The 24,726-nt window shown below is 59.6% G+C and carries 24 protein-coding genes and 3 tRNA genes; 25 read left to right on the top strand and 2 right to left on the bottom strand.

Going from position 1 to position 24,726, the window contains the following annotated elements; all coding sequences use genetic code 11:
• Positions 1 to 2 precede the first annotated feature (2 nt).
• The 23 genes from mltG to ACIPY9_RS18780 all read left to right on the top strand — a co-directional run bounded on the left by mltG (position 3) and on the right by ACIPY9_RS18780 (position 20,737).
• A complete protein-coding gene (mltG, locus tag ACIPY9_RS18670; RefSeq protein WP_400704593.1) occupies positions 3 to 1,121 on the top strand; it encodes an endolytic transglycosylase MltG in 1,119 nt (372 codons plus the stop codon).
• 19 nt (positions 1,122 to 1,140) lie between these two features.
• Positions 1,141 to 1,773, top strand: a complete 633-nt coding sequence (gene tmk, locus ACIPY9_RS18675; protein WP_400704596.1) for a dTMP kinase — start codon at positions 1,141 to 1,143, stop codon at positions 1,771 to 1,773.
• On the top strand, positions 1,766 to 2,752 hold the full coding sequence (locus tag ACIPY9_RS18680) for a DNA polymerase III subunit delta' (protein WP_400704599.1): 987 nt from the start codon (positions 1,766 to 1,768) through the stop codon (positions 2,750 to 2,752). Before tmk ends, ACIPY9_RS18680 begins: the two co-directional genes overlap by 8 nt.
• Before the next feature lie 39 nt (positions 2,753 to 2,791).
• Positions 2,792 to 3,148: a PilZ domain-containing protein gene (locus ACIPY9_RS18685; RefSeq protein ID WP_122317574.1), complete on the top strand. Its 357-nt coding sequence runs from the start codon at positions 2,792 to 2,794 to the stop codon at positions 3,146 to 3,148.
• A gap of 14 nt (positions 3,149 to 3,162) precedes the next feature.
• Entirely contained in the window at positions 3,163 to 3,948 is a 786-nt protein-coding gene (locus tag ACIPY9_RS18690) for a TatD family hydrolase (protein WP_400704603.1), read from the top strand.
• Positions 3,949 to 4,327: 379 nt separating this feature from the next.
• The gene (locus tag ACIPY9_RS18695) at positions 4,328 to 4,972 is read left to right on the top strand and encodes a LysE family translocator (protein ID WP_400704606.1); all 645 of its coding nucleotides are present in this window, start codon (positions 4,328 to 4,330) and stop codon (positions 4,970 to 4,972) included.
• Positions 4,973 to 5,093: 121 nt separating this feature from the next.
• Positions 5,094 to 5,747 (top strand): TetR/AcrR family transcriptional regulator, encoded by a 654-nt coding sequence (locus ACIPY9_RS18700; protein WP_400704609.1) that lies wholly within the window; start codon positions 5,094 to 5,096, stop codon positions 5,745 to 5,747.
• Positions 5,748 to 5,920: 173 nt separating this feature from the next.
• Positions 5,921 to 6,523, top strand: a complete 603-nt coding sequence (locus ACIPY9_RS18705; RefSeq protein ID WP_400704612.1) for a DUF4823 domain-containing protein — start codon at positions 5,921 to 5,923, stop codon at positions 6,521 to 6,523.
• Between the two features lie 9 nt (positions 6,524 to 6,532).
• The gene (locus ACIPY9_RS18710) at positions 6,533 to 7,093 is read left to right on the top strand and encodes a DUF1285 domain-containing protein (protein WP_400704615.1); all 561 of its coding nucleotides are present in this window, start codon (positions 6,533 to 6,535) and stop codon (positions 7,091 to 7,093) included.
• Between the two features lie 84 nt (positions 7,094 to 7,177).
• Positions 7,178 to 8,188, top strand: coding sequence for an aspartate-semialdehyde dehydrogenase (locus ACIPY9_RS18715; protein WP_400704618.1), 1,011 nt, complete (start codon positions 7,178 to 7,180; stop codon positions 8,186 to 8,188).
• 108 nt (positions 8,189 to 8,296) lie between these two features.
• A complete protein-coding gene (locus ACIPY9_RS18720) occupies positions 8,297 to 11,182 on the top strand; it encodes a FimV/HubP family polar landmark protein (RefSeq protein WP_400704621.1) in 2,886 nt (961 codons plus the stop codon).
• A 156-nt stretch (positions 11,183 to 11,338) separates the two neighbouring features.
• Positions 11,339 to 12,163, top strand: coding sequence for a tRNA pseudouridine(38-40) synthase TruA (truA, locus tag ACIPY9_RS18725; protein WP_400704663.1), 825 nt, complete (start codon positions 11,339 to 11,341; stop codon positions 12,161 to 12,163).
• A 59-nt stretch (positions 12,164 to 12,222) separates the two neighbouring features.
• Positions 12,223 to 12,843: a phosphoribosylanthranilate isomerase gene (locus tag ACIPY9_RS18730; protein ID WP_400704624.1), complete on the top strand. Its 621-nt coding sequence runs from the start codon at positions 12,223 to 12,225 to the stop codon at positions 12,841 to 12,843.
• Between the two features lie 239 nt (positions 12,844 to 13,082).
• On the top strand, positions 13,083 to 14,003 hold the full coding sequence (gene accD / locus ACIPY9_RS18735) for an acetyl-CoA carboxylase, carboxyltransferase subunit beta (protein ID WP_400704627.1): 921 nt from the start codon (positions 13,083 to 13,085) through the stop codon (positions 14,001 to 14,003).
• Entirely contained in the window at positions 14,000 to 15,307 is a 1,308-nt protein-coding gene (gene folC, locus ACIPY9_RS18740; protein WP_400704630.1) for a bifunctional tetrahydrofolate synthase/dihydrofolate synthase, read from the top strand. Before accD ends, folC begins: the two co-directional genes overlap by 4 nt.
• On the top strand, positions 15,291 to 15,947 hold the full coding sequence (locus tag ACIPY9_RS18745; RefSeq protein ID WP_400704633.1) for an SPOR domain-containing protein: 657 nt from the start codon (positions 15,291 to 15,293) through the stop codon (positions 15,945 to 15,947). The genes folC and ACIPY9_RS18745 overlap by 17 nt, the downstream gene beginning before the upstream one ends.
• A gap of 86 nt (positions 15,948 to 16,033) precedes the next feature.
• Complete coding sequence (locus ACIPY9_RS18750) at positions 16,034 to 16,621, top strand: CvpA family protein (protein WP_400704636.1); 588 nt, start codon at positions 16,034 to 16,036, stop codon at positions 16,619 to 16,621.
• A 12-nt stretch (positions 16,622 to 16,633) separates the two neighbouring features.
• Positions 16,634 to 18,142 carry an amidophosphoribosyltransferase gene (gene purF, locus ACIPY9_RS18755; protein ID WP_400704639.1) on the top strand — a complete coding sequence of 503 codons (1,509 nt, stop codon included), beginning with the start codon at positions 16,634 to 16,636 and terminating at the stop codon, positions 18,140 to 18,142.
• 20 nt (positions 18,143 to 18,162) lie between these two features.
• The gene (locus ACIPY9_RS18760) at positions 18,163 to 19,374 is read left to right on the top strand and encodes an O-succinylhomoserine sulfhydrylase (RefSeq protein ID WP_400704642.1); all 1,212 of its coding nucleotides are present in this window, start codon (positions 18,163 to 18,165) and stop codon (positions 19,372 to 19,374) included.
• A gap of 11 nt (positions 19,375 to 19,385) precedes the next feature.
• Positions 19,386 to 20,150, top strand: coding sequence for an SDR family oxidoreductase (locus ACIPY9_RS18765; RefSeq protein WP_400704645.1), 765 nt, complete (start codon positions 19,386 to 19,388; stop codon positions 20,148 to 20,150).
• A 180-nt stretch (positions 20,151 to 20,330) separates the two neighbouring features.
• Positions 20,331 to 20,406: transfer RNA gene (locus tag ACIPY9_RS18770), tRNA-Val, on the top strand.
• Between the two features lie 55 nt (positions 20,407 to 20,461).
• Positions 20,462 to 20,538: transfer RNA gene (locus tag ACIPY9_RS18775), tRNA-Asp, on the top strand.
• Between the two features lie 122 nt (positions 20,539 to 20,660).
• Positions 20,661 to 20,737, top strand: a tRNA-Asp gene (locus ACIPY9_RS18780).
• Positions 20,738 to 20,874: 137 nt separating this feature from the next.
• Here the strand turns inward: ACIPY9_RS18780 and ACIPY9_RS18785 are convergent.
• Entirely contained in the window at positions 20,875 to 21,753 is an 879-nt protein-coding gene (locus tag ACIPY9_RS18785; RefSeq protein ID WP_400704648.1) for an MBL fold metallo-hydrolase, read from the bottom strand.
• A 105-nt stretch (positions 21,754 to 21,858) separates the two neighbouring features.
• Between ACIPY9_RS18785 and ACIPY9_RS18790 the strand changes: the two genes are divergently transcribed.
• Both ACIPY9_RS18790 and ACIPY9_RS18795 read left to right on the top strand, forming a co-directional pair.
• Positions 21,859 to 22,761: a LysR family transcriptional regulator gene (locus tag ACIPY9_RS18790; protein ID WP_400704651.1), complete on the top strand. Its 903-nt coding sequence runs from the start codon at positions 21,859 to 21,861 to the stop codon at positions 22,759 to 22,761.
• A gap of 142 nt (positions 22,762 to 22,903) precedes the next feature.
• Positions 22,904 to 23,665 (top strand): DUF2242 domain-containing protein, encoded by a 762-nt coding sequence (locus ACIPY9_RS18795; protein ID WP_400704654.1) that lies wholly within the window; start codon positions 22,904 to 22,906, stop codon positions 23,663 to 23,665.
• Between the two features lie 89 nt (positions 23,666 to 23,754).
• On the opposite strand, the gene ilvA is transcribed toward ACIPY9_RS18795, so the two are convergent.
• Positions 23,755 to 24,726, bottom strand: a 972-nt coding sequence (ilvA, locus tag ACIPY9_RS18800) for a threonine ammonia-lyase, biosynthetic (protein WP_400700381.1), incomplete at its 5' end; no start/stop codon positions are given.

Below are 24,726 nucleotides of genomic sequence, written 5' to 3' on the forward strand. Positions count from 1 at the left end.
TCGTGATCCGAAAAATAGTGGTATTGCTGGAAATCGTTGTAGTCCTGGCAGGTTTGACGCTGGGCTTTGCCTGGTGGAAGCAGAGAGAGGCGCTGAACCAGCCCTTGAATGTCGCCGGTGAACAACTGCTGGATGTACCTGCCGGCTCTTCGCCTTCCGGGGTGTTGAACCGTCTGCAGGCTGACGGTGTTATCAAGGACGCCTTCTGGCTGCGTCTCTACTGGCGTTTCAACCTGGCGGAACAGCCGTTGCACAGCGGCGAATACCGCATGTCGCCCGGCATGGACGTGCAGGCGCTGTTTGGTGTGTGGAAGCGCAAGGAAGTTGTGCAATACAGCCTGACGCTGGTCGAGGGCTGGAATTTTCGGCAGGTTCGCGCTGCACTGGCCAAACAGCCCAAGCTAGAACAGACGTTGGCCGGGCTGAGCGACAGCGAACTGATGGCCCGGCTTGGACACGCGGATGTCTTTCCGGAAGGCCGCTTCTTTCCCGATACCTATCGCTATGTGCGTGGCATGACGGATGCCGAACTGCTCAAGCAGGCCTACAACCGCCTTGAGGATGTGCTGGAAGAGGAATGGGGCAAGCGGGCGGCCGATGTGCCGTATACCGATCCGTATCAGGCGTTGATCATGGCATCACTGGTCGAGAAGGAAACCGGTGTGCCTCGCGAGCGTGGTGAGATTGCCGGTGTGTTTGTCCGTCGTCTGGGGCTGGGCATGCTGCTGCAGACCGATCCGACCGTGATCTATGGTCTGGGCGAGCGCTACAACGGCAAGCTGACTCGTGCCCACTTGAAGGAAGCAACGCCTTACAACACTTACGTCATTGCTGGCTTGCCGCCCACGCCGATTGCACTGGCGGGGCGTGAAGCCATTCATGCGGCGCTCAATCCCGTGTCGGGCAGCAGCCTGTATTTCGTGGCGAAAGGGGACGGCAGTCATGTATTTTCCGATGACCTGGACGCCCATAATGCTGCCGTCCGCGAGTATCAGCTCAAGCGACGTGCGGATTATCGGTCCAGCCCTGCACCCGTTCCGGTGGCGCCGGCTGCATCCGGCCCGACTTCCACAGAGCCTGAGCCTGCCGCGACACCGCCCAGCGATTCAACCTCGCAATGAACATCATTAAGGACTGCCTGTGACTGGCTTGTTTATCACCCTTGAAGGCCCGGAAGGTGCTGGCAAAAGCACCAACCGCGATTATCTGGCGGCGCAGTTGCGAGCGCAGGGCGTAGAGGTCCTGCTGACCCGCGAGCCCGGTGGTACGCCCCTGGCCGAACGGGTCCGCGAATTGCTGCTGGCTCCCAGCGATGAGCCCATGTGTGCCGATACCGAACTGCTGCTGGTATTCGCGGCGCGGGCACAGCACCTGGCCGAGGTCATTCGCCCGGCCCTGGCGCGTGGGGTGGTGGTTCTGTGCGACCGTTTCACCGACGCCACTTATGCCTATCAGGGCGGTGGGCGTGGCCTGTCCCATGAGCGTATCGCGACGCTGGAGCGGTTTGTCCAGGGCGACTTGCGTCCCGATCTGACGCTGGTATTCGACTTGCCGGTAGAGGTGGGGCTGGCGCGTGCCGCGGCCCGTGGCCGACTGGACCGTTTCGAGCAGGAAGGACGCGCGTTTTTCGATGCGGTGCGCAGCACTTATCTGGCGCGAGCGAAGGCCGAGCCAGCCCGTTACCGGTTGGTGGATGCTGCGCAGTCATTGGCGCAGGTTCAGGCGTCTCTGGATGCATGGCTGCCCGATCTGCTGGAGCGCTGCCGTGGCTGAGGCCTACCCGTGGCAGGATACCTTGTGGCAGCAAATGGCCGGGCGCTCCCAGCATGCCCATGCCTACTTGCTGCATGGCCCTGCCGGAATTGGCAAGCGGGCACTGGCCGAGCGACTGATGGCCAGTCTGCTTTGCCAGCATCCTGCCGGCCTTGATGCCTGCGGGCAGTGCAAATCCTGCCTGTTGCTGGCGGCCGGCAGTCACCCGGATAACTACGTGCTGGAGCCGGAGGAGGCGGACAAGCCGATCAAGGTCGATCAGGTCCGCGATCTGGTGAGCTTTGTCGTGCAGACCTCGCAGATGGGCGGGCGCAAGGTGGTGCTCATCGAGCCGGTCGAGGCGATGAACATCAATGCGGCCAACGCCTTGCTGAAAAGCCTTGAGGAGCCGTCCGGCAATACGGTCCTGTTGCTGGTCAGCCACCAGCCCAGCCGTTTGTTGCCGACCATCAAGAGCCGTTGCGTGCAACAGGCCTGTCCGCTGCCCAGCGAACAGATGAGCCTGGATTGGCTGAAGAACGCCTTGCCGGATTGCGCGGAGGATGAGCGTTTCGAGCTGCTGACACTGGCGGCGGGTTCTCCGCTGGCGGCGATTGCACTTCAGGCGCAGGGTGTCCGTGAGCAGCGGGCCCTGGTTGTGGAAGGCGTCAAGAAGCTCCTCAAGCAGCAACAGTCACCGACCCAGCTGGCAGAGGGCTGGAAAGACGTTCCGTTGCTGTTGCTGTTCGACTGGTTCTGCGACTGGGCGCACCTGATCCTGCGTTATCAGTTGACCGAAGACGAAGAAGGGCTGGGTCTGGGCGACATGCGCAAGGTGGTGCAGTACATGGCGCAAAAGACGCCTCGCACCAAGGTGCTGGACATTCAGGACTGGGTGCTGGCACAACGGCAGAAAGTCATGTCCAAGGCCAACCTCAATCGTGTGTTGTTGCTCGAGGCCTTGCTGGTGCAGTGGGCAGGGTTGCCCGGACAGGCGTAGACTTTGTATAGGCTCGCACGGACATATTAAGGAGTTGCAATGAGCTTGCCACCTAGTACGGGTCCTCGTAACGGTATTCTGTCCCTGACCATCAAGGACAAATCCGTGCTTTATGCGGCGTACATGCCATTCATCAAGAATGGCGGTCTGTTCATTCCCACCAGCAAAAGCTACAAGCTGGGCGATGAAGTGTTCATGCTGCTCAATCTGATGGATGAGCCGGAGAAGGTCCCGGTAACCGGCAAGGTGACCTGGATTACCCCCAAGGGCGCTCAGGGCAACCGGGCAGCGGGGGTCGGCGTGCAATTCAACGATGGCGACAATACCGCCCGCAACCTGATCGAAACCTACCTGGTCGGTGCTCTCAAGTCCGACCGTCCCACTCATACGATGTAGTTGTTTTCTTTCCCATGCTTGTAGATTCGCATTGTCACCTCGATCGTCTCGATCTCACCCAGCACGATGGCTCTCTGGATGCGGCGCTTGCTGCGGCTCGGGACAGGGGCGTCGGGCATTTTCTGTGCATCGGCGTCAGTGCCGACAACGCCAGTGCGGTCAAGGCCCTGGCCGAGCGTTATGACGACGTGGACTGTTCGGTCGGTATTCATCCGCTGGATCTCAAGCCCGGTGAGGCGCCGGCTCTGGACTGGCTGCTTTCGGAGCTGAATCATCCGCGAGTGGTGGCAATTGGCGAAACAGGTCTCGACTATCACTACGAGCCCGAGGCTGCCGAGCTGCAGCAGGCGTCCTTTCGTCTGCACCTGCATGCCGCCAATGCCACGGGCAAGCCGGTTATCGTCCATACCCGAGGGGCGCGTGCCGATACGCTGAACCTGTTGCGTGAGGCAGCATTGCCCCAGGCCGGTGTGTTGCACTGTTTTACCGAGGACTGGGAAATGGCCAGAGCTGCCCTGGACCTGGGTTTCTATATCTCGTTGTCCGGGATCGTGACGTTCCGCAACGCCGATGCGCTGCGGGATGTGGCGCGTCAGGTGCCGGCCGATCGCCTGCTGGTCGAGACCGACTCGCCGTACCTGGCTCCCATCCCTCATCGTGGCAAGCCAAACCTTCCGCAGTATGTGCGTGAAGTGGCGGAGTTCCTGGCGATGTTGCGTGGCGAGACATACGAGCGCTTTGCCGAGCAGACCACTGAGAACTTTGCCCGTCTGTTTCCGTTGGCGCGGGTGAACCTGTAAGCGTCGACAGAGGGTAAATCGCAGGCAAAAAAAACCCGGGTTCTGGGGGGTGAAACCGGGTTAAGACCATTAGGAGTAAAACAAAGGTACGCTATCCTTCGGTACCTTTACTGGCGCATCATTTGGGGGATATGACACGCCAACGCTTTAAGTATTGATCAGGATCGTGAGGCGTCCAGTCGCGACTGTTCATTTTTTAAACAGTTTTGGAATACTAAACCGCTTATTGAGTGCTCGATGAGAGGCATTTGTCTCTGGCGGTTCTTCCTTGTGGGTGAAAATCATTGCCTGGTCGCGAAATGCGCCGATAAGGCGGTCATTCCCTTTTCCTGTCGTTTCCCTTGCCCTGCAAGGCACTTGAGTTGTCGAGGTCGTTCGAGTGGAGTTTTCCAATGGTTTTCTGCTGAGCCTGTCCCTGTGTCTGGACATCGGCCTGGCCAATATCGCGATGATCACGCTGTCCATGCAGCGCGGTTTTTCCAGAGGGTTGTGGCTGGGCCTTGGGACCTGTGTCGGCGATCTGGTCTATGCCGTGCTGGCCATGCTGGGGATGGCGGTCCTGTTGCAGTATGAGGCCGTTCGTTATGTGCTCTGGCTCGGCGGTACGGCCATTCTGGCTTACCTGTGCTTCAAGATGGTGGTGAGCGCGGTTGGCGTCAATGCCGGTATCGAAAGCCGGGACGGGCAGTGGGGCAAGACGGCTCCGGCGCTGTTCTTTCGCGGTATCTTCCTGGCCATGTCATCGCCCAGTGCCATTCTGTGGTTCGCGGCGGTCGGCGGTGCGCTGATTGCACGGCAAGGTTCGGATCTGTCCAGTGCTTCAACCTTTCTGGCAGGTTTCCTTGCGGCTGGCGTGGTCTGGTCCATCGTTCTGTGCGCGCTGGCGCATCAGGGCGGAAGGATCATGGGCGAGAAGATGCTGAAGTGGTCATACATTGCATCGGCGCTGATCTTTGCCTATTTCACGCTGTATGTCGTGATTACGGGCTACATCGAGTTCGTGGGGCGGCCTGCGTTTCAGTAGGCAGAAGGCCTGTTTCGGTCCGAATGCGACCAAAACCGTCGATATGGTCGGATGAATCGTGCAATTTGGCACCGTTTGGGCATAATACGCGGCTTCGATTTCGATCCCTACAGACCTTCTTATGCAGAAAGAACCTCGTAAGGTCCGTGAATTTCGCCGCCGAGAGCAGGAAATTCTCGATACCGCGCTAAAGCTGTTCCTTGAGCAAGGCGAAGACAGTGTCACCGTAGAGATGATTGCCGATGCCGTGGGTATCGGCAAAGGCACGATCTACAAGCACTTCAAGTCCAAGGCAGAAATCTATCTGCGGCTGATGCTCGATTACGAGCGTGACTTGAATGAGCTGCTGCATTCTGCCGATGTCGACAAGGACAAGGAGGCGCTGTCCCGTGCCTACTTTGAATTCCGCATGCGTGATCCGCAGCGTTATCGTCTCTTCGACCGTCTGGAAGAGAAGGTCGTCAAGGGCAATCAGGTTCCCGAACTGGTTGAAGAGCTGCACAAGATCCGCGCCTCGAACTTCGAGCACCTGACCTTGCTGATCAAGGGGCGGATCACTGAAGGCAAGCTGGAAGATGTCCCTCCCTATTACCACTACTGCGCGGCCTGGGCGCTGGTGCATGGCGCCGTTGCGCTCTATCACTCGCCGTTCTGGAGCAATGTGCTGGAAGATCAGGAAGGCTTTTTCCACTTCCTGATGGATATTGGCGTGCGCATGGGCAACAAGCGCAAGCGCGACAGCGATGCCCTGCCGGACACAAAACCGGACCAGTAGGAGCGGACTTGTCCGCGAAGACAGCATTCCAGACGATAAACATGTGTGGGATGCACTGGCCTCTCGCCAATGAATTCGCTCCCATATTGACCCTCTCGCGTCCTGTTTGGCGCGGAAGCTGCATCCGACCACCATTCGCCGGTTTTCCGTCACCGGTATCTGGGAGGGGTATGATGCGTAGCCTGGTTTTATTGCTGACGCTTTTGGCGTTGAGCGGTTGCATGAAGGTCAGTGATATGGGGGAGGGGGTTCGCGAGCAATTCAGCGACGCGGGGCTGCTCGACCACAGCGAAACCCGACGCCTTGGTAACTGGCGCGTACAGCCCGACTCCTACATCTACATCGCCCAGGGTGCTTTCGTCCCGCCGGGTCGTGCCTACCCGCGGCCTAACGTGGTGGCTGAAGAGGCTTTCAAGGGCTTTGTCGAATACTTCCCCATGGTTCGTCGCGCCCGTGGGCCGATAGGCCTGGATGAGGCCATGACCGAAGCGCGCAGCGCCGGTGCCCATTACCTGCTCTACACGCGTTTTGCCAAGGCCGATGACCGTATCGGCACGTTCGATGAGTGGTCGGATCAGGAAGCGGTCGACCGTCTGGGTATTGATAATGGCGTCATTCAACTGATGCTGATCGAAACCAGTACACGTTATCTGATCGACAGTGCACGTATTCGCAGTCGTGGCGGATTGCTGACACTTTACGACAACAAGCCCGAAGAGTTGCTGGGGCCTCCCCTGCAGGATTACGCTCGTATGCTGTTGGGTGTCGAGCGCTAGAGGTAAGCAATGAGTGATTCAGGCAAGGCTGGCGATCTGTTCGCGCAGATCCCGAAAACCAAAGGGTTGCCGCCTGTTCATCTGTGGAATCCGGATTTCTGTGGCGATATCGACATGCGTATCGCCCGGGATGGTGTCTGGTATTACCAGGGCACGCCTATTGGCCGAAAGCCCATGGTCCGTCTGTTTTCCACCATTCTGCGCCGCGATGGCGATGACTATTTTCTCGTCACGCCCGTCGAGAAGGTGGGCATCAAGGTCGATGATGCTCCGTTCGTGGCGGTCAGCGTCGAGGTGAGTGGCTCGGGTGAGACGCAGGTTCTGCGCTTCGTCACTCATGTCGACGATGAGGTTGAGGCCGGAGCGGAGCATCCGCTGCGGGTCCTGACCGATCCGGTCACCCAGGAGCCGTCCCCCTATATTCATGTGCGTGCCAACCTGGAAGCGCTGATCCATCGCAATGTGTTTTACCAGTTGGTCGAACTGGCGGTTTCGCGTCAGATAGACGGGCAGAGCTGGTTGGGGGTGTGGAGTCAGGGCTCCTTCTTCCCCATTGGCCTGGAGCCTTGAGACTGTCCGGTATCTGAACGCTCGATTGCCTGTCGACAGCCCGGCAGTTAAAGTGCCGCTCCCTGTTTTTCCTGAGGTTTTTGCATGAGTCAGTCCTTTGATATCGCCGTGATCGGCGCCACCGGTACTGTCGGCGAAACCATCGTCCAGATTCTGGAAGAGCGTGATTTTCCGGTTGCCAATCTGCACCTGCTGGCCAGTGTCGACTCGGCCGGGCATTCCGTGTCGTTCAGGGGCAAGAATGTGCGAGTGCGTGAGGTCGATGAGTTCGACTTCAGCAAGGCACGGCTGGCCTTTTTTGCCGCCGGGCCTTCAGTCAGCCTGAGCTTTGCCTCCCGTGCGGTGGCAGCCGGCTGTTCGGTGATCGATCTTTCCGGTGCGCTGCCTTCAAGCCAGGCTCCCCATGTGGTGGCCGAGGTCAATGGTGAATCGGTCGCTCCGGGTGCCGGACCGCATCTGGTTTCCAGCCCGAGTGCATCGGCGACGGCATTGGCCATGGTGCTGGCTCCCTTGCGCAATGTCCTGGATATCGTGCGAGTCAATGTCACCGCCTGCCTTGCCGTCTCTACTCAAGGGCGCGAGGGCGTTGCGGAGCTGGCGCGTCAGACGACCGAGCTGTTGAATGTGCGCCCGCTGGAAACCCGCTTTTTTGATCGGCAAATGGCTTTCAATCTGTTGGCTCAGGTTGGTACTGCCGATGAGGCAGGCCATGTTCCGCTTGAAAGGCGACTGGTCACTGAGTTGCGTGAATTGCTGGCGCAGCCTTCACTCAAGGTTTCGGCCAGTTGCATTCAGGTACCGGTTTTCTTTGGCGACAGCTTCAGCATTTCCTTGCAGACAGTCGCTCCCGTGGACCTTCTGGCTGTAAACGATGCCCTGGAATCGGCAGAGGGTCTTGAGCTGGTCGAGGCGGGGGATTACCCGACGCCGGTAGGTGATGCCGTAGGCCAGGATGTGGTTTATGTAGGGCGTGTTCGTGCGGGAATAGACGATCCGGAACAACTTAATTTGTGGGTGACTTCGGATAATGTTCGCAAAGGAGCGGCTTTGAATGCTGTGCAGGTTGGCGAATTGTTGATAAAAGGCTATGTGTAAAAGATACTTGGCAACAATTTGAAGAATGTTTCTAGCGGCGCTATGCCTTACACCCAATGCAGGACTACCTCTCCGGATGCCGGGGAATCTTTAAACAAGGGATGGGCTATGGTTCAGGTTCGTAAACTGGTATTAGCAATTGCTGCGGCTTCGGCGCTGTCATCGGGGATGGCGCAGGCGTTGGGGCTCGGGGAATTGTCGGTCAAGTCGACCCTGAACCAGCCGTTGGTAGCCGAAATCGAGTTGACTCAGGCGCAGGGGCTTAATGCTTCGCAAGTTGTGCCGAGTCTGGCAACTACAGCCGACTTCGCGCAGGCGGGCGTCACTCGACAGGCGTTTCTCAATGATCTGACCTTTACCCCGGTGATCAATGCCAGCGGTAAAAGTGTCCTGCGCATTACTTCCAGTAAGCCGGTGCGCGATCCCTATGTGAAGTTCCTGGTTCAGGTGCTGTGGCCTGACGGTCGCTTGCTGCGTGAATACAGCCTGTTGCTGGATCCGCCGAAGTTCTCTCCGGAGGCTGCCGCCGCAGCCGCTGCTGCCGCGCCTTCTGCTCCAGCGGCACCTGCGCAATTGCCTTCGGTTGCCGCGCCTGCCGAGGCTCCGGCTCCGGCTGCACCGGCTCCGGCCCCTGAAGTGGCGTTGCCGCCGCCTGCAGTCGACAAGCCTGCACAATACGTCACCACCAATAACGATACGTTGTGGGAAATCGCCGCAAAAGTTCGTACGGGCGGTACGGTTCAGCAGACCATGCTGGCCATTCAGGCGCTCAATCCTGATGCCTTCATTGGTGGCAACATCAACCGCCTGAAAAAAGGTCAGGTGCTGCGCCTGCCGACGCCACAGCAAACCACGGCGCTGCCTCAGTCTCAGGCGCTTGCAGAAGTTTCCCAGCAATACCGGGCCTGGCGTGAAGGGCGTCGTCTGCCGGCGGGTACCCGTCAGGTGGATGCAACCCGCCGTGCACGTGCCGGTGCTGCGCCTTCAAAGGTTGAAACCCGCGATAATCTCAGCCTGGTCTCGGCCAATGGCAAACCTGCCGCCAAGGGCGCGGCCGGTGATGGCGATCTGAGCAACAAGCTGGCCGTGGCTCAGGAAGCGCTCGATACGTCGCGTCGTGATAATGCCGAACTGAAAAGCCGCATGAACGACCTGCAAAGTCAGCTCGACAAATTGCAGCGCCTCATCGAACTCAAGAACGATCAACTGGCCAGGATGCAGACGCCGGGAGCCCCTGCTGCCAACCCGGCAGTACCTGCTGCCCTGGTCGATGCCAATGGTGCACCGATCAAGCCGGCCGGTGAGGTTGCCCCTGAGGATGCATTGCCGGCGGGTGCCGCGCAGGTGGCGACTCCGCCTGCAGATCAGCCACTGGCGGTTGAGCCTGTTGCCGCTCAGGATGAAGATCCGCTGAAGAGCATCATCAATAATCCGGTCATGCTGGGGCTGATCGGTGGTGCGGCTCTGTTGGTTCTTGCGCTGCTGGCTCTGTTCCTGGTGCGTCGCCGCAAGGCCAGGGAAGAAGCCGAGAAGCACAAGCGTATGGCTCGGGCTCTGGCTGAAGAGTCGGATTTCGTTTCCGATATGGATATGGACGTTCCGCAAGCCAGCTTCGACGGGCTCGATGTTTCTGCACCCAACGTCAAGATGGCGGCCGGTCCTGCGCCTGCATCGGCCCCTTCGCGAGAGCGACCGGCGGACCCGCTGGTCCAGGCCGAGATTCATATTGCCTACGGTCGCATGAATCAGGCTATCGAACTGCTGGAAGAGTCGGTCAAGGAAGATCCGTCGCGTGATGACATTCGCCGCAAGCTGATGGAAATCTACGCGGAGCAGGGCAACAACAAGGCCTATGCTGCGCATGAACGGAAGCTGGTGGCTGCGGGAAAGCGTAATGCTGAGGTCGAGCAGCTAAAGGATCGATACTCGACCGAGAAAGCTCCAGAACCAGCCGTCGCACCGGTTGCCGCTGAGCCGGTTTCGCCGCCTGCTGCACCTGCACCTGCACCTGCACCTGCACCTGCAGCCGTTGCGCCTGAGGTGGCTGTGGCGGCAGCGGCTGTGACCGCTGCTGCCGTGGCTGCGGAGCTGGATGCCAAGTATGTGGAAGAGCTTCTGGCCGATGATCCGATCGAGCCTGTATCTGAGCCGGAGCCAGTATCTGCGCCGGAACTGGAGCCGGAACTGGCTGTGGAGCCGGAGCTGGAAGCCGAGCCAGAACCCGAGCCAGAACCCGAGATCGCGCTGGAGCCTGAACTTGATGAGCCGTCTGCGCTGGTCGCGGATGAGCCTGCGCTGGATGACAGTGCATTCGATCAGGATTTCGACCTGAGCCTGGATGAGTTCGAGGAAATGCCGCCAGCCGGTGTTTCGACGATCAACGATCTGGATGATCTGTTGCTGGACGAGCCTGTCGCTCCGGCTCCGGTCGATGACGAAGAGCTGAGTTTCGAGTCGGTCATGCAGCAGCAGGCAGAAGCCAGGGCCGCAGCGGAAACCGACGATCTGGCCGATTTCGATCTGGACCTTTCGGAAGAGGAGCCTGCGCTCAAGGCCGAAGACGATCTCTTGCTGGCCCTGGGCGATGACTCGCTCGATCTGGGTGAGACGGTCTCTGCACCGCTGGAGGATCTGGAGCTTCCGGAAGATTTCGACCTGTCGCTGGCCGATGAGATTGAGACCGATCAGGCGACCCAGGCTTTTGCGTCCGAAATCGAAGATGTCAACGCCGAGCTGGATCGTCTTTCGCAGAACCTGGAGCATCCACCGCTCGATGAGCCGCGTTTCACGGCTGAAGATGCTGCGCTGGATGACGAGCCTGAGTTCGACTTCCTGTCGGGTGTCGATGAGGCAGCGACCAAGCTGGATCTGGCGCGTGCCTATATCGACATGGGTGACGCCGACGGTGCCCGGGATATTCTCGATGAGGTTGTCAGCGAAGGAAGTGACGGTCAGAAGACCGAGGCCCGTGAGATGTTGTCGCGTCTGGCCTGATCCCGCCTTCGTTGTTTGACAGACGGCCGCTTTTGCGGCCGTTTGCATTTGTGGCCGGTTGAGTGGCGTCTTTTTTCGTCAGCCGTATAATGGCCGCCTTTTCGCAGACTGACAGGCTGTAACACCTTGGCGAACATAGACAACCCGGCCGCCGAGATGGCGCCCGAGGGCTTTTCCCGAATCGCGCTGGGCGTGGAATACAAGGGCTCGCGCTATTGTGGCTGGCAGCGCCAGGCGTCAGGCGTGCTGACGGTGCAGGAAACGCTCGAGGATGCCTTGTCCAGGGTTGCGGCTTCGCCGGTTTCCCTCATGTGTGCCGGCCGTACCGATGCAGGTGTGCATGCCTGTGGGCAGGTGGTGCATTTCGATACCCGCGCCGAACGCACCATGAAAGCCTGGGTCATGGGGGCCAATATCAATTTGCCCCACGATATCAGTGTCACCTGGGCCAGGGTCATGCCTGCCCATTTTCATGCGCGCTTCAAGGCGATTGCACGTCGCTATCGGTATGTGATCTACAACGATCAGATTCGCCCAGCGCATCTGGGGCAGGAAATCACCTGGAATCACCGGCCTCTCGATGTCGAGCGTATGGCCGAAGCCGCCGCGTATCTGGTGGGCACTCATGATTTCAGTGCTTTCCGTGCCGGGCAGTGCCAGGCCAAGTCACCGATCAAGCAATTGCATCATCTGCGTGTCACGCGTCACGGCAAGATGATTGTCATCGATGTGCGTGCCAATGCGTTTCTTCATCATATGGTCCGCAATATTGCAGGTGTCCTGATGACTATCGGCGCGGGCGAGCGGCCCGTCGAGTGGGCGAAGGAAGTGCTGGAAAGTCGGGTGCGTCGTACGGGCGGTGTCACGGCGCACCCCTATGGACTTTATCTGGTGCAGGTCGAGTACCGGGATGAATTTCCGCTGCCTGATCGGTATATCGGTCCGCACTTTCTTACGGGCTTCAGCGAACTTGACGGCTGACGACCTGAAAAGCATTTGCTAACATCCGGGCTTTCCGAAAGGCTTGAGGTTTTCACTACATGTCAGCCGTTCGCAGCAAGATCTGCGGGATTACCCGCATAGAAGACGCATTGGCTGCCGTCGAGGCGGGAGCCGACGCCATCGGTCTGGTGTTCTACCCCAAGAGTCCGCGTGCCGTGAATGTGCAGCAGGCACGCGCCATCATTGCCGCCTTGCCGCCGTTCGTTACCACCGTCGGGCTGTTCGTCAATGCCAGTCGTTGCGAGCTCAATGAAACGCTGGATGCCGTTCCTCTGGATCTCCTGCAGTTCCATGGCGATGAAACGCCAGAGGAGTGCGACGGCTATCATCGTCCCTACATCAAGGCGCTCAGGGTCAAGGCGGGTGACGATATCGCGGCTGCCTGTCGTGCCTACGGCAAGGCCAGCGGCATCCTGCTCGATGCCTACGTCGCGGGCGTGCCCGGTGGAACCGGGGAAACCTTCGACTGGGCCCTGATTCCGGACGACCTCGAAAAGCCGGTCATTCTGGCGGGCGGGTTGACGTCGGCCAATGTGGCGCAGGCCATTGCACAGGTCAGGCCTTATGCCGTCGATGTCAGTGGTGGCGTCGAGAAGAGCAGGGGAATCAAGGATCGCGACAAGATTCTTGCGTTCATGAGCGCGGTCCATGGTGCCTGATGTGACGGTTCTCGGTTTGCCGCCGTCCATAAGCCTGTCCCCGCCATAAGCATGCGGGTCGGATTGAACGAGCGGCTGCCATGGTGTGCCGCCGATTAACAGTAGGGTTGAGGGTCATGCAGGTCTTGTGGATCGCTGCCCGTCATTGCCGCCACCTACTACGAATTTAAGCTAAGGGCATGCGCCTGGCATGTAGTCGCCAGGCGTGGAAGCCAAACCGGTACTGGGAGAAATAAAGCATGAGCAACTGGTTGGTAGACAAACTGATCCCTTCGATCATGCGTTCCGAGGTCAAGAAAAGCTCGGTCCCCGAAGGGCTTTGGCATAAATGCCCGTCATGCGAAGCGGTGCTTTATCGTCCTGAGCTTGAAAAGACCCTGGACGTCTGCCCCAAGTGCAACCACCACATGCGTATCGACGCCCGTGCCCGCCTGAACATCTTTCTCGATGCGGAAGGTCGTGCCGAGCTGGGTGCGGATCTGGAGCCTGTGGACCGTCTGAAGTTTCGCGACAGCAAGAAGTACAAGGACCGTCTGGTCGGTGCGCAGAAGCAGACCGGCGAGAAGGATGCCCTGATCTCCATGAGCGGTACCCTGCTGGGCATGCCGATCGTGGTGTCGGCGTTCGAGTTTTCCTTCATGGGTGGTTCGATGGGCGCCATCGTGGGCGAGCGTTTCGTGCGTGCCGCCAACTATGCGCTGGAAAACCGCTGCCCGATGGTCTGCTTCGCCGCTTCCGGCGGTGCCCGCATGCAGGAAGCCCTGATTTCCCTGATGCAGATGGCCAAGACGTCGGCTGTTCTGGCGCGTCTGCGTGAAGAAGGGCTGCCGTTCATTTCCGTGCTGACCGATCCGGTCTACGGTGGTGTCTCCGCCAGTCTGGCCATGCTGGGTGACGTGATCGTCGCCGAGCCAAAGGCTCTGATCGGCTTTGCCGGTCCTCGCGTCATCGAGCAGACCGTTCGCGAAAAACTGCCGGAAGGCTTCCAGCGCAGTGAGTTCCTGCTGAACCACGGCGCCATCGACATGATCATTCCTCGTAATGAGCTGCGTCCACGTCTGGGCAATCTGCTGGCTCAAATGATGAACCTGCCGACGCCGAAGTTCGTTGCGCCTGTTCTTGAGCCTGTCGTCGTTCCTCCGGCACCGGCTACGGTATGACCCCTGCAAGCCTGAGCGAATGGCTCGCCTATCTGGAGCAGTTGCATCCTTCTGCCATCGATATGGGGCTGGATCGTTCGCGACAGGTGGCGCAGCAGTTGGGGCTTACCCGGCCTGCGCCTCGGGTGATCACGGTCACCGGGACCAACGGCAAGGGTTCGACCTGCGCATTTGTCGCCGCGTTGCTCCAGGCTCAAGGGCTCAAGGTCGGTATTTACAACTCCCCGCATCTGCTGCGTTATAACGAACGTGTGCAGGTTCAGGGGGTTGAAGCTTCCGATGCCGATCTGTGCAATGCCTTTGCCGCTGTCGAGGCGGCGCGTGGCGATATCACCCTGACGTATTTCGAGATGGGCACGCTGGCGGCGTTCTGGCTGTTCGAGCAGGCCTGTCTGGATGCCGTCGTGCTGGAAGTCGGTCTGGGTGGTCGTCTGGATGCCGTGAATCTGGTCGATGCCGATCTGGCGCTGGTGACCAGCATCGGTATCGATCATGCCGACTGGCTGGGCGATAGCCGTGAGTCGGTGGCGTTCGAGAAGGCCGGTATTTTCCGTGCGGGCTGTCCGGCGCTGTGTGGGGATCTTGATCCGCCTGCGCCATTGCTTGAGCGCGCCGGGGAGCTAGGCTGTCCCTTGTCGTTGCGTGGCCGCGAGTTCGACCTGTCCGTAACCGGTCAGGGCTGGAACTGGCGTGGGCGTGACAGTGCGGGGCAGACGGTCGAGCTGTCTGATCTGCCGCTGCTGGACTTGCCGATGGAGAATGCCGCGCTGGCGCTCCAGGCCTATCTGTTGCTGGATCTGCCATGGCAGTCGGATGTCATTCGATCTGCATTGGTGAATACACGCATTACCGGTCGTCTGGATCGGCGTGTGTTTCAATGGCAGGGCAAGACTCTGAACCTGTTGCTCGATGTGGGGCACAATCCGCATGCTGCTCAGTTCCTGGCGCAGCGTATGGCTCAACGTCCCGTTGCCGGCAAGCGTCTGGCCGTGTTTGGCCTGCTGGCCGACAAGGATCTGGAGGGCGTGGTTGCCGAGCTGGTTTCCGGCGTGCAGCAATGGGCGGTGGCACCTTTGCCCACGCCTCGCAGTCGTCCGGCCGCAGAATTGCAGTCGGTATTGCAGAACCTTGGCGCGCAGGCGGCGTCTTACGACAGTGTTGCGCAGGCGCTCGAGGCGCAGTGTGCAATCGCTACGGCCGATGACGAGATTTTGCTGTTCGGATCTTTTTACTGTGTCGCCGAGGCTCTCGAGTGGCTGGCCCGGAACACCGATGAGGAAGCTGCAAATGGCTTTGCTGGATAAAGTATTCAAACAGCGAATGGTGGGAGCCCTGGTCCTGATTGCCGTGGCGGTCATTTTCCTGCCCATGCTCTTTACCCGTCAGGACGAGGTGCGTCAGGTACAGGTGGAGGCACCTGCTGCCCCTCAGGCACCTGTCGTTCCGCAGGTCAAGGTGGAGCCGGTTCCGGTTCCAGAGCCGCAGGCTCTGTCACAGGAGCCGGTACCGGGCAATGATGAGATGAGTGCTGCCAATCAGGTGCCGCCGTCCATGCCGATTGCGCCTGCACCGCCTGTCGCCAGTGCTCCGGCCCCCAAACCGACCAAGCCCGCTCCGGCACCTGCACCTGCACCTGCACCTGCTCCAGCAGCTCCGGTGGCCGCTGCCAGGCCTGCTGCTCCGGCAGGCGTCGATGCCAATGGCCTTTCCGTGAGCTGGTCCGTGCAACTGGCCAGCATGTCCAACCGGGCCAATGCCGATAACCTGCAAAAGACGCTGCGCAGCCAAGGCTATAACGCTTACATCCGTACCGCCGATGGTGTGAATCGTGTGTTTGTCGGGCCGTTGATCGAGCGTGCCGAAGCCGATCGTCTTCGTGATCAGCTGGATAAACAGCAGAAGCTCAAAGGGATTGTGGTGCGCTTTCAGCCCGAGCGTGGCTAAAAGTCGCAATGCATCGATAATCGCTGCTTACCGGGAGGCGGGCGCTCTGCTAAAATGCGCCGCCTCATCTGTCTGCAGGCTGCAACGTGCCATTTACTCCGGTTGACTGGGCGATCCTCGGAATTGTCGCCATTTCCGCTCTGATCAGCATCAAACGCGGCTTCGTCAAGGAAGCGCTGTCGTTGCTGACCTGGATCATCGCAGGTGTCGTGGCCTGGATGTTCGGTGCGGGGCTGTCTCAGTATCTGGTCAATTACATAGAAACACCTTCGGCCCGCGTGATCGCGAGCTGCATCATCCTGTTCGTCGCCACATTGCTGGTGGGCGCGATGGTCAACTTTCTCATAGGCGAACTGATTCGTGTCACCGGGCTTTCCGGGACCGATCGTTTTCTCGGTATGGTCTTCGGCGCAGCGCGCGGAGGCCTGCTTGTCGTTGTAGCGGTCGGGCTGCTGAGCCTGGGGCCGGTACAACAGGATCAATGGTGGCAGCAGTCCAGACTGCTGCCGCAATTTCTCATGGTCGCTGACTGGTCGAAAAACCTGATTCTCGGGATGTCCAGCAAGTGGCTCGCCAGCGGCATCAGCGTTCCTGCTGAGCTGCCGTTCAAGGAGCAGATCCTGCCGGCCGCAATGCCGCAGGACGTGCTTGGTAAATCAAGTTCCACTAAGTAGGGGTTGTGTCGCATGTGTGGCATCGTCGGTATCGTCGGTAAGTCGAACGTCAATCAGGCGCTGTATGACGCGCTCACCGTCCTCCAGCATCGCGGCCAGGACGCTGCCGGTATCGTAACCAGCCATGAAGGCCGGTTATTTCTGCGCAAGGACAATGGTCTGGTGCGTGATGTGTTCCAGCAGCGCCATATGCAGCGTCTGGTCGGGCACATGGGGATTGGTCATGTGCGTTATCCAACGGCGGGCAGCTCGACTTCGGCCGAAGCCCAGCCGTTCTACGTCAACTCGCCATACGGCATTACGCTGGCGCACAACGGTAACCTGACCAACGTCGAGCAACTGGCCAAGGAGATTTACGAATCCGACCTGCGCCACGTCAACACCAGCTCCGACTCGGAAGTGCTGCTCAACGTTTTTGCCCATGAACTGGCCGTGCGCGGCAAGTTGCAGCCTACCGAAGAGGACATCTTCGCGGCCGTGACAGACGTTCACAACCGTTGCCGTGGCGGCTATGCCGTGGTGGCGATGATCACCGGTTACGGCATTGTCGGTTTCCGCGACCCTGATGCCATTCGCCCGATCGTGTTCGGCCAGCGTCATACCGACGAAGGCGTCGAGTACATGATTGCTTCCGAAAGCGTGTCCCTGGACGTGCTGGGCTTTACCCTGATCCGCGACCTCGCTCCGGGTGAAGCGGTCTACATCACTGAAGACGGCAAGCTGTTCACCCGTCAGTGCGCGACCAACCCCAAATACGCCCCGTGCATCTTCGAGCACGTCTATCTGGCGCGTCCGGACTCGATCATCGACGGCATCTCGGTCTACAAGGCGCGTCTGCGCATGGGCGAGAAGCTGGCAGACAAGATCCTGCGCGAGCGTCCGGATCACGATATCGACGTGGTCATCCCGATTCCGGACACCAGCCGTACCGCAGCGCTGGAGCTGGCCAACCACCTGGGCGTCAAGTTCCGCGAAGGCTTCGTCAAGAACCGTTACATTGGCCGGACATTCATCATGCCGGGCCAGGCGGCACGCAAGAAGTCCGTGCGCCAGAAGCTCAACGCCATCGAGCTGGAGTTCCGCGGCAAGAACGTGATGCTGGTGGATGACTCCATCGTGCGTGGCACCACCTGCAAGCAGATCATCCAGATGGCCCGTGAAGCAGGCGCCAAGAACGTCTACTTCTGCTCGGCTGCTCCGGCTGTTCGTTACCCCAACGTCTACGGCATCGATATGCCGAGTGCTCATGAACTGATCGCCCATAACCGCACCACTCAGGACGTGGCCGACCTCATCGGTGCCGACTGGCTGGTCTATCAGGATCTGAACGACCTGATCGAAGCGGTCAGCGGCAGCAAGAAGATCAAGATCGACAACTTCGACTGCTCTGTCTTCGACGGCAAGTACGTGACCGGCGATATCGACGAGCATTATCTGAACAGGATCGAACAGGCGCGCAACGACGCTTCCAAGGCCAAGACCCAGGCAGTGAGCGCGATCATCGATCTGTACAACAACTAATTGAGCAAGGAGTGGACGGCATGACTCAGGAATGGGATGCCGGTCGGCTGGACAGCGACCTGGAAGGCGTGGGTTTCGATACCCTCGCCGTACGCGCCGGGCAACATCGCACGCCGGAAAGCGAGCATGGCGATCCGATGTTCTTTACCTCCAGCTATGTATTCCGTACGGCTGCCGATGCAGCCGCGCGTTTTGCAGGTGAAGTGCCGGGCAACGTCTACTCGCGTTACACCAACCCGACCGTGCGCTCCTTCGAGGAGCGTATCGCTGCACTGGAAGGGGCTGAGCAGGCGGTGGCCACGGCGACCGGCATGGCGGCGATTCTGTCCGTTGTCATGAGCCTGTGCAGCGCGGGTGACCACGTACTGGTCTCGCGCAGTGTGTTTGGTTCGACCATCAGCCTGTTCGAGAAGTACTTCAAGCGTTTCGGTATCGAAGTCGACTACGTGCCTCTGGCCGAGCTGTCGGGCTGGGATGCGGCGATCAAGAGCAATACGAGGCTGTTGTTCGTCGAGTCGCCGTCCAACCCGCTGGCCGAACTGGTGGATATCGCGGCCCTGGCAGAAGTGGCTCATGCCAAGGGCGCGATGCTGGTGGTGGACAACTGCTTCTGTACGCCAGCGCTGCAACAGCCTCTGCGGCTGGGCGCGGACATCGTCGTGCATTCTGCGACCAAGTTCATCGACGGCCAGGGCCGTTGCATGGGCGGTGTGGTGGCCGGTCGCAGCGAGCAGATGAAGGAAGTGGTCGGTTTCCTGCGCACGGCAGGGCCAACCCTGAGCCCGTTCAATGCCTGGATCTTCCTCAAGGGCCTTGAAACCCTGAACCTGCGCATGCGCGCTCATTGCGCCAACGCTCAGGCCATTGCCGAATGGCTCGAGCAGCAGGACGGCGTCGAGAAGGTTCATTACGCGGGGCTCAAGAGCCATCCGCAGCATGAGCTGGCCCAGCGTCAGCAAAAGGGCTTCGGTGCGGTCGTGAGCTTCGAGGTCAAGGGGGGCAAGGAAGGCGCATGGAGCTTCATCGATGCCACGCGACTGATCTCCATTACTGCCAACCTGGGTGACAGCAAGACCACGATCACTCATCCGGGTACCACGTCCCATGGTCGTCTGTCGCCTCAGGAGCGCGAGGCGGCCGGTATCCGTGACAGTCTGATCCGGGTTGCCGTCGGTCTGGAAGACGTTGCTGACCTCCAGGCCGACCTGGCACGCGGTCTGGCGGCGTTGTGAGTGAATGGGCGATGAAAATCGCCAGCACCCATAACGGTCGTGTTGCCCTGGTCACCGGTGCCGCCCGCGGTATCGGACTGGGCATCGCGGCCTGGCTGATTGCCGAGGGCTGGCAGGTTGTACTGGCTGACCTTGACCGTGCTCGAGGCACCAAGGTGGCCGAGGTGCTGGGCGACAACGCCTTGTTCATTGCCATGGACGTTGCCAGCGAAGAACAGGTCGCTGCTGGCGTGGCCGAGGTGCTCAGGCGCTTTGGCCGCCTCGATGCGCTGGTATGCAATGCGGCTGTTGCCGATCCCCATAACACCACTCTCGAAAGCCTTGATCTGGCTCACTGGAATCGAGTACTGAGTGTCAACCTCAGTGGTCCGATGCTGCTGGCCAAGCATTGTGCGCCTTATCTGCGGGCTCACTGCGGCAGCATCGTCAATCTGAGCTCGACCCGTGCCAGACAATCGGAACCCGATACCGAGGCTTACGCGGCGAGCAAGGGCGGTCTGCTGGCCCTGACCCATGCGTTGGCCATCAGCCTTGGGCCGGAAATCCGTGTCAATGCTGTCAGCCCGGGCTGGATCGATGTGCGTGATCCATCCGTGCGCCGTGCCGAGCCGCTGTCAGAAAGCGACCATGCCCAGCATCCGGCGGGCAGGGTAGGGACGGTGGAGGATGTTGCGGCTATCGTGGCCTGGCTGGTTTCCAGGCATGCCGGGTTTGTCACGGGGCAGGAATTCGTGGTGGACGGTGGCATGAGCAAGAAGATGATTTATGCGGAGTGAGTTTTAAGCGGAAAGCTTCAAGCTGCAAGAAGGTGCGAGTGATCGCACCTTTTTTGTTTTTACGCGCCTCCCGAGGTCTTTGCCGGATTGCTGTTTTTCAGGCTTTTTGAAAAAAACTTCAAGCAGGGTATTGACTTAGGTCCGGTAGGTGCGTAAATTTCGCGGCCTCAGCGAAGCAAAGGGTGATTAGCTCAGCCGGGAGAGCATCTGCCTTACAAGCAGAGGGTCGGCGGTTCGATCCCGTCATCACCCACCATCGCTGAGAAAGAAGGTCGTTACATGAGGGCCTTCGCAAAGCAGCAACGCAACGCGCAGCGGTAGTTCAGTCGGTTAGAATACCGGCCTGTCACGCCGGGGGTCGCGGGTTCGAGTCCCGTCCGCTGCGCCATATTACACAGATCGGGTTCGCCGGGTCTGGGATTGAAAAGTCAAAAGACTGTTCAATCAGGCAGTGATTCAAACTACCGAAAGTTTGTTTCAGGCCGGTTAAAAGAGTTTCACAAGCGATACGCAGCGGTAGTTCAGTCGGTTAGAATACCGGCCTGTCACGCCGGGGGTCGCGGGTTCGAGTCCCGTCCGCTGCGCCATACAAAGCTTCAAGGCCCTTGAACTCCTTGAAGCAAAAGAAAAAGCGACCTTAATAGGTCGCTTTTTTTTGCCTGAAATTCAGACAGTGCAGCAGGGCTGCCTCAGTACCAGCGCAGCCCGGATACTCAAAAGGTTTTCACCACTTCATCTCGCCCTTGGCCACCTTGGCACTGAGTTCCAGCGAAGACTCTTCCCCCAGTTTTGGATAATGCGCTTTCATGGCATTGATCAGTGCCGCCGAGTCTTTTGCCTTGGCGGTTTCTGCATCGAAGGTCTTGATATAGGCCGCGGTCAGGGCAGGCGATTGTTCCGGTTTCTGATCGCCGGGCAGGAAGTGACCGGGGACGATGACGGATGGTTTCAGTTTTTCGATGGTGGCCAGAGTGGTCAGCCAGTCCTGATGAGACTTGGCGCTTTGAGTGTCGGCCATCCACACATGAATGTTGCTGGACAGCACCACGCCGCCGACCACGGCCTTCAGGGACGGTATCCACACGAATGTCCGGTCGGGCTGCGGGCCATCAAGGCCGACGATCTGCAAGTCATGCCCCTCAAGCTTCAGCGTGCTGCCCTGAATGACTTCTGGCACGACGAGTCTGCTCGGGGCATCGGTGCCCAGTTTAGGTCCCCAGTAGGCCAGCTTGCCGTCCATGGTCTGTTTGATGTGGGCGACGGTTTCGGCACTGGCTACGACCCTGGCCTTTGGGTAAGCGTCGGTGATGGCTTGCAGGCCAAAGTAATAATCCGGGTCGCCGTGGCTGATGTAGATGGTGGTGAGATTCTTGCCGCTCTGACGGATCTTCTCCACGACGTCCTTTGCCTGTGAGTTGGCAAACTGTGCGTCGATCAGGATGGCCTCTTTCTCGGCGCTCACCAGTACCGATGAAACCGGAAAGATGGCCTCGGCCCCAGGGTTGTAGACATCCAGCTTCAATGGCTGGGCGGCCAGCGTGGTGCCTGCGCAACCGAGCAGCGCAATACTGGCGAAAAAGCGTCGGGCAAGTAGCGGCAGCATGAAATATCTCCATTCGAGCAATATCGGAAGATGCAGAATAGGTGGGATTTCTGGAACGAAAAACGCTAGATTGCGGGTTGGTTTGTTTCTGAAAACGGTCGAATCATGGATAAATTGCAGGCCATGCAGGCTTTCGTCACGGTTGTCGATTGTGGCAGCCAGACGGCGGCGGCCGACAAGCTCGGCGTGTCGCGCCCGGTCATTTCCAGGTTTCTGGCGGAGCTTGAGGAGTGGACCGGTGCGCGGTTGATGCACCGTACTACCCGAAGGCTGAACCTTACGGCCGCAGGGGCTGAAGTCCTGCCCTTGTGCCGACGCATGCTCGATCTGGCAGAAGACATGCGCGCAGTCGTGGCGGCGCCTGAGGATGAGCCCAAGGGCTTGCTGCGCATTACCTGTAGCACTTCGTTCGGTCAGGCTCAGCTCACTCGGGCTGTGGCGGATTTCGTCGCCCGTCATGCACAGGTCCGGGTCGACATGGTGCTGCTGGACCGCACGGTGAATCTGGTGGACGAGCGGCTGGATCTGGCCATCCGTATCACCAATGACCTGGACCCCAATCTTATTGCGCGCCGCCTGACCACATGCCGCTCGGTGGTCTGTGCGTCACCGGCCTACCTGAAGGTGCATACGGCCCCCGAAAGCCTCGAAGACCTGTCGCTGCATAATTGCCTGACCCATTCCTACCACGGCAGCAGCCTCTGGCATTTCACCTGCGAAGGGCTGTCGGAAAGCGTGGCGGTGAAAGGCAACCTCAGTACCAATGATTCGATCACAAGCCTGCAGGCTGCGCTCTGCGGAGCCGGTGTGACCTTGCTGCCCACCTACCTGGCGGCTCCACTCATTCGGGACGGAAGCCTGATACCGCTGCTGACCCGCTACCAGCCAATGGAAATGAGCATTCATGCGGTTTATACCTCCCGCAAACACATGTCATCGGCATTGAGGGCATTGCTGGACTTTCTGGCCGAACGCTTTGCGCCCGAGCCGCTCTGGGATCGGGAGTGAAAAGCCTTTATACGAACATTTCATCATTTGTATCAGCATCTTTTCACTGTCTGCGTTGATCCTGCGCTGGCCTTGTTGCAGACTTACCGACGTTTTCCCGGTCTGCAGTTCTGCTGACAGTTATCTTCCCCCAGGATCCTCGATGTTTAAGTTACTGAGCTTTCGTACTGCATGCTGGACGTCCGTCCTGCTGCTCGCCGCTGGCTGTTCGTCGCCCAAGCAGGCTGTTTACGATCATGAGCATTTCGATGACGCGGGGACTTTCTCCAGAAGCTATCCGGCCAGCGATGAGTCGTCCTGCGAAGCCGGGCGGCGTGCCTTGCTGAGCCAGGGTTACATCATTACCAGCAGCGATCCGAAAATGATCAGCGGCCGCAAGAGCTTCCAGCAGACGGGCGAGACTCACATCGAGATCAGTTTCAACCTTGTCTGCGCAGCGGATGTAGGTGGGGCGGGCTCGACGATGTTTGCCAACGCCCTTCAGGATCGTTATGCGTTGAAGAAAACCAATAACTCGGCCAGCCTGGGTGTGGGCGTGCTGGGTTCGGTCTCGATGCCTATCGGCTCGACCGACGATTCGATGGTCAAGGTGGCCAGTGAGACTGTGGCTTCCGCCAAGTTCTATGAGCGTTTCTTCGGGTTGGTGGAGAACTTCCTGCCACCGGAAGTGAAGCAGGCTGCGCATATCGTCGAGAAGCCCAAGGCTGACCTGGGCGTGCCTGAGGCGGCTCCAGCGCCGGCTCCAGCTGCTGTAGCACCTGCGCCTCAGCCAGTAGAGCCAGTCGAAGAAGCACCGAAAGTCGAAGCTGCACCAGAAGCTTCTACCCCGGCTGCAGGCAGCGAACCTGTGGCTGCACCGGTGGAGCCAGCGACCTTCAGCGCCGAACCAGTCGAAGAACAGTAGGAGCGAATTCATTCGCGAAGAGCCGGTGCATTCGACATATATCTGTCGTTTGAAATGCTGCTTTCGCGAATGAATTCGCTCCTACGGGGTTAGCCGAGGAACAATTTGTAGGCCGGGTTCTGGCTCTCGTCCCAGTACGGGTAGCCGATTTCATCCAAAGCCGCACCCACCAGATGCCGTTCCTCTTCAGGCACCACCAGTCCTGCCACTACCCGTCCATCGGCCGCGCCGTGATTGCGGTAGTGGAACATCGAGATGGTCCAGCGTCCGCCCAGCTTGTCGAGGAAGTTGAACAGCGCGCCCGGTCGCTCCGGGAACTCGAAGCGCAGCACCACTTCGTCGCTGACCCGTTCCGAATGCCCGCCGACCATGTGCCGGATGTGCAGCTTGGCCAGTTCGTTGTCGGTCAGGTCCAGCACCGGGAAGCCCTGATCCGTCAGGCTGGCGAGCAGGGCGCTGCGCGGGTCGTTTTCCGGGTGGGTCTGCACGCCGACGAAGATGTGGGCCTCGCGGTCGGTGTGGTAGCGGTAGTTGAATTCGGTGATCTGGCGCTTGCCGATGGCCTGGCAGAACGCCTTGAAGCTGCCCGGCTGCTCGGGAATGGTCACGGCGATGATGGCTTCGCGGCCTTCGCCCAGCTCGGCGCGCTCGGCCACATGGCGCAGGCGGTCGAAATTGACGTTGGCACCCGAGTCGATGGCCACCAGGGTCTGGCCGCTGATGCCGCGCTGCTCGACGTATTTCTTGATACCCGCCACGCCCAGCGCACCGGCCGGTTCGGTGATGGAGCGGGTGTCGTCGTAAATGTCCTTGATGGCCGCACAGATTTCGTCGGTGCTGACGGTGATCACTTCATCGACGTACTGGCGGCAGACCTCGAAGGTGTGCTGGCCGATCTGTGCCACCGCCACGCCGTCGGCAAACAGTCCGACCTGATTCAGCACCACGCGCTCACCGGCCGCCATGGCGGCTTGCAGGCAGTTGGAGTCGTCCGGTTCGACGCCGATGACCTTGATCTCCGGGCGCAGGTATTTGACGTAGGCCGCGATGCCCGCAATCAG

Source organism: Pseudomonas sp. NPDC089734 (genome assembly GCF_044748865.1).
Classification (GTDB): Bacteria; Pseudomonadota; Gammaproteobacteria; order Pseudomonadales; family Pseudomonadaceae; genus Aquipseudomonas.

Coding starts and splice junctions, on each gene's coding strand:
- ACIPY9_RS18685 (WP_122317574.1), top strand. CDS start 2,792: ATGAGCTTGCCACCTAGTACGGGTCCTCGTAACGGTATTCTGTCCCTG.
- ACIPY9_RS18690 (WP_400704603.1), top strand. CDS start 3,163: ATGCTTGTAGATTCGCATTGTCACCTCGATCGTCTCGATCTCACCCAG.
- ACIPY9_RS18700 (WP_400704609.1), top strand. CDS start 5,094: ATGCAGAAAGAACCTCGTAAGGTCCGTGAATTTCGCCGCCGAGAGCAG.
- ACIPY9_RS18705 (WP_400704612.1), top strand. CDS start 5,921: ATGCGTAGCCTGGTTTTATTGCTGACGCTTTTGGCGTTGAGCGGTTGC.
- ACIPY9_RS18710 (WP_400704615.1), top strand. CDS start 6,533: ATGAGTGATTCAGGCAAGGCTGGCGATCTGTTCGCGCAGATCCCGAAA.
- ACIPY9_RS18715 (WP_400704618.1), top strand. CDS start 7,178: ATGAGTCAGTCCTTTGATATCGCCGTGATCGGCGCCACCGGTACTGTC.
- ACIPY9_RS18720 (WP_400704621.1), top strand. CDS start 8,297: ATGGTTCAGGTTCGTAAACTGGTATTAGCAATTGCTGCGGCTTCGGCG.
- truA (WP_400704663.1), top strand. CDS start 11,339: ATGGCGCCCGAGGGCTTTTCCCGAATCGCGCTGGGCGTGGAATACAAG.
- ACIPY9_RS18730 (WP_400704624.1), top strand. CDS start 12,223: ATGTCAGCCGTTCGCAGCAAGATCTGCGGGATTACCCGCATAGAAGAC.
- accD (WP_400704627.1), top strand. CDS start 13,083: ATGAGCAACTGGTTGGTAGACAAACTGATCCCTTCGATCATGCGTTCC.
- folC (WP_400704630.1), top strand. CDS start 14,000: ATGACCCCTGCAAGCCTGAGCGAATGGCTCGCCTATCTGGAGCAGTTG.
- ACIPY9_RS18745 (WP_400704633.1), top strand. CDS start 15,291: ATGGCTTTGCTGGATAAAGTATTCAAACAGCGAATGGTGGGAGCCCTG.
- purF (WP_400704639.1), top strand. CDS start 16,634: ATGTGTGGCATCGTCGGTATCGTCGGTAAGTCGAACGTCAATCAGGCG.
- ACIPY9_RS18760 (WP_400704642.1), top strand. CDS start 18,163: ATGACTCAGGAATGGGATGCCGGTCGGCTGGACAGCGACCTGGAAGGC.
- ACIPY9_RS18765 (WP_400704645.1), top strand. CDS start 19,386: ATGAAAATCGCCAGCACCCATAACGGTCGTGTTGCCCTGGTCACCGGT.
- ACIPY9_RS18785 (WP_400704648.1), bottom strand. CDS start 21,753: ATGCTGCCGCTACTTGCCCGACGCTTTTTCGCCAGTATTGCGCTGCTC.
- ACIPY9_RS18790 (WP_400704651.1), top strand. CDS start 21,859: ATGGATAAATTGCAGGCCATGCAGGCTTTCGTCACGGTTGTCGATTGT.
- ACIPY9_RS18795 (WP_400704654.1), top strand. CDS start 22,904: ATGTTTAAGTTACTGAGCTTTCGTACTGCATGCTGGACGTCCGTCCTG.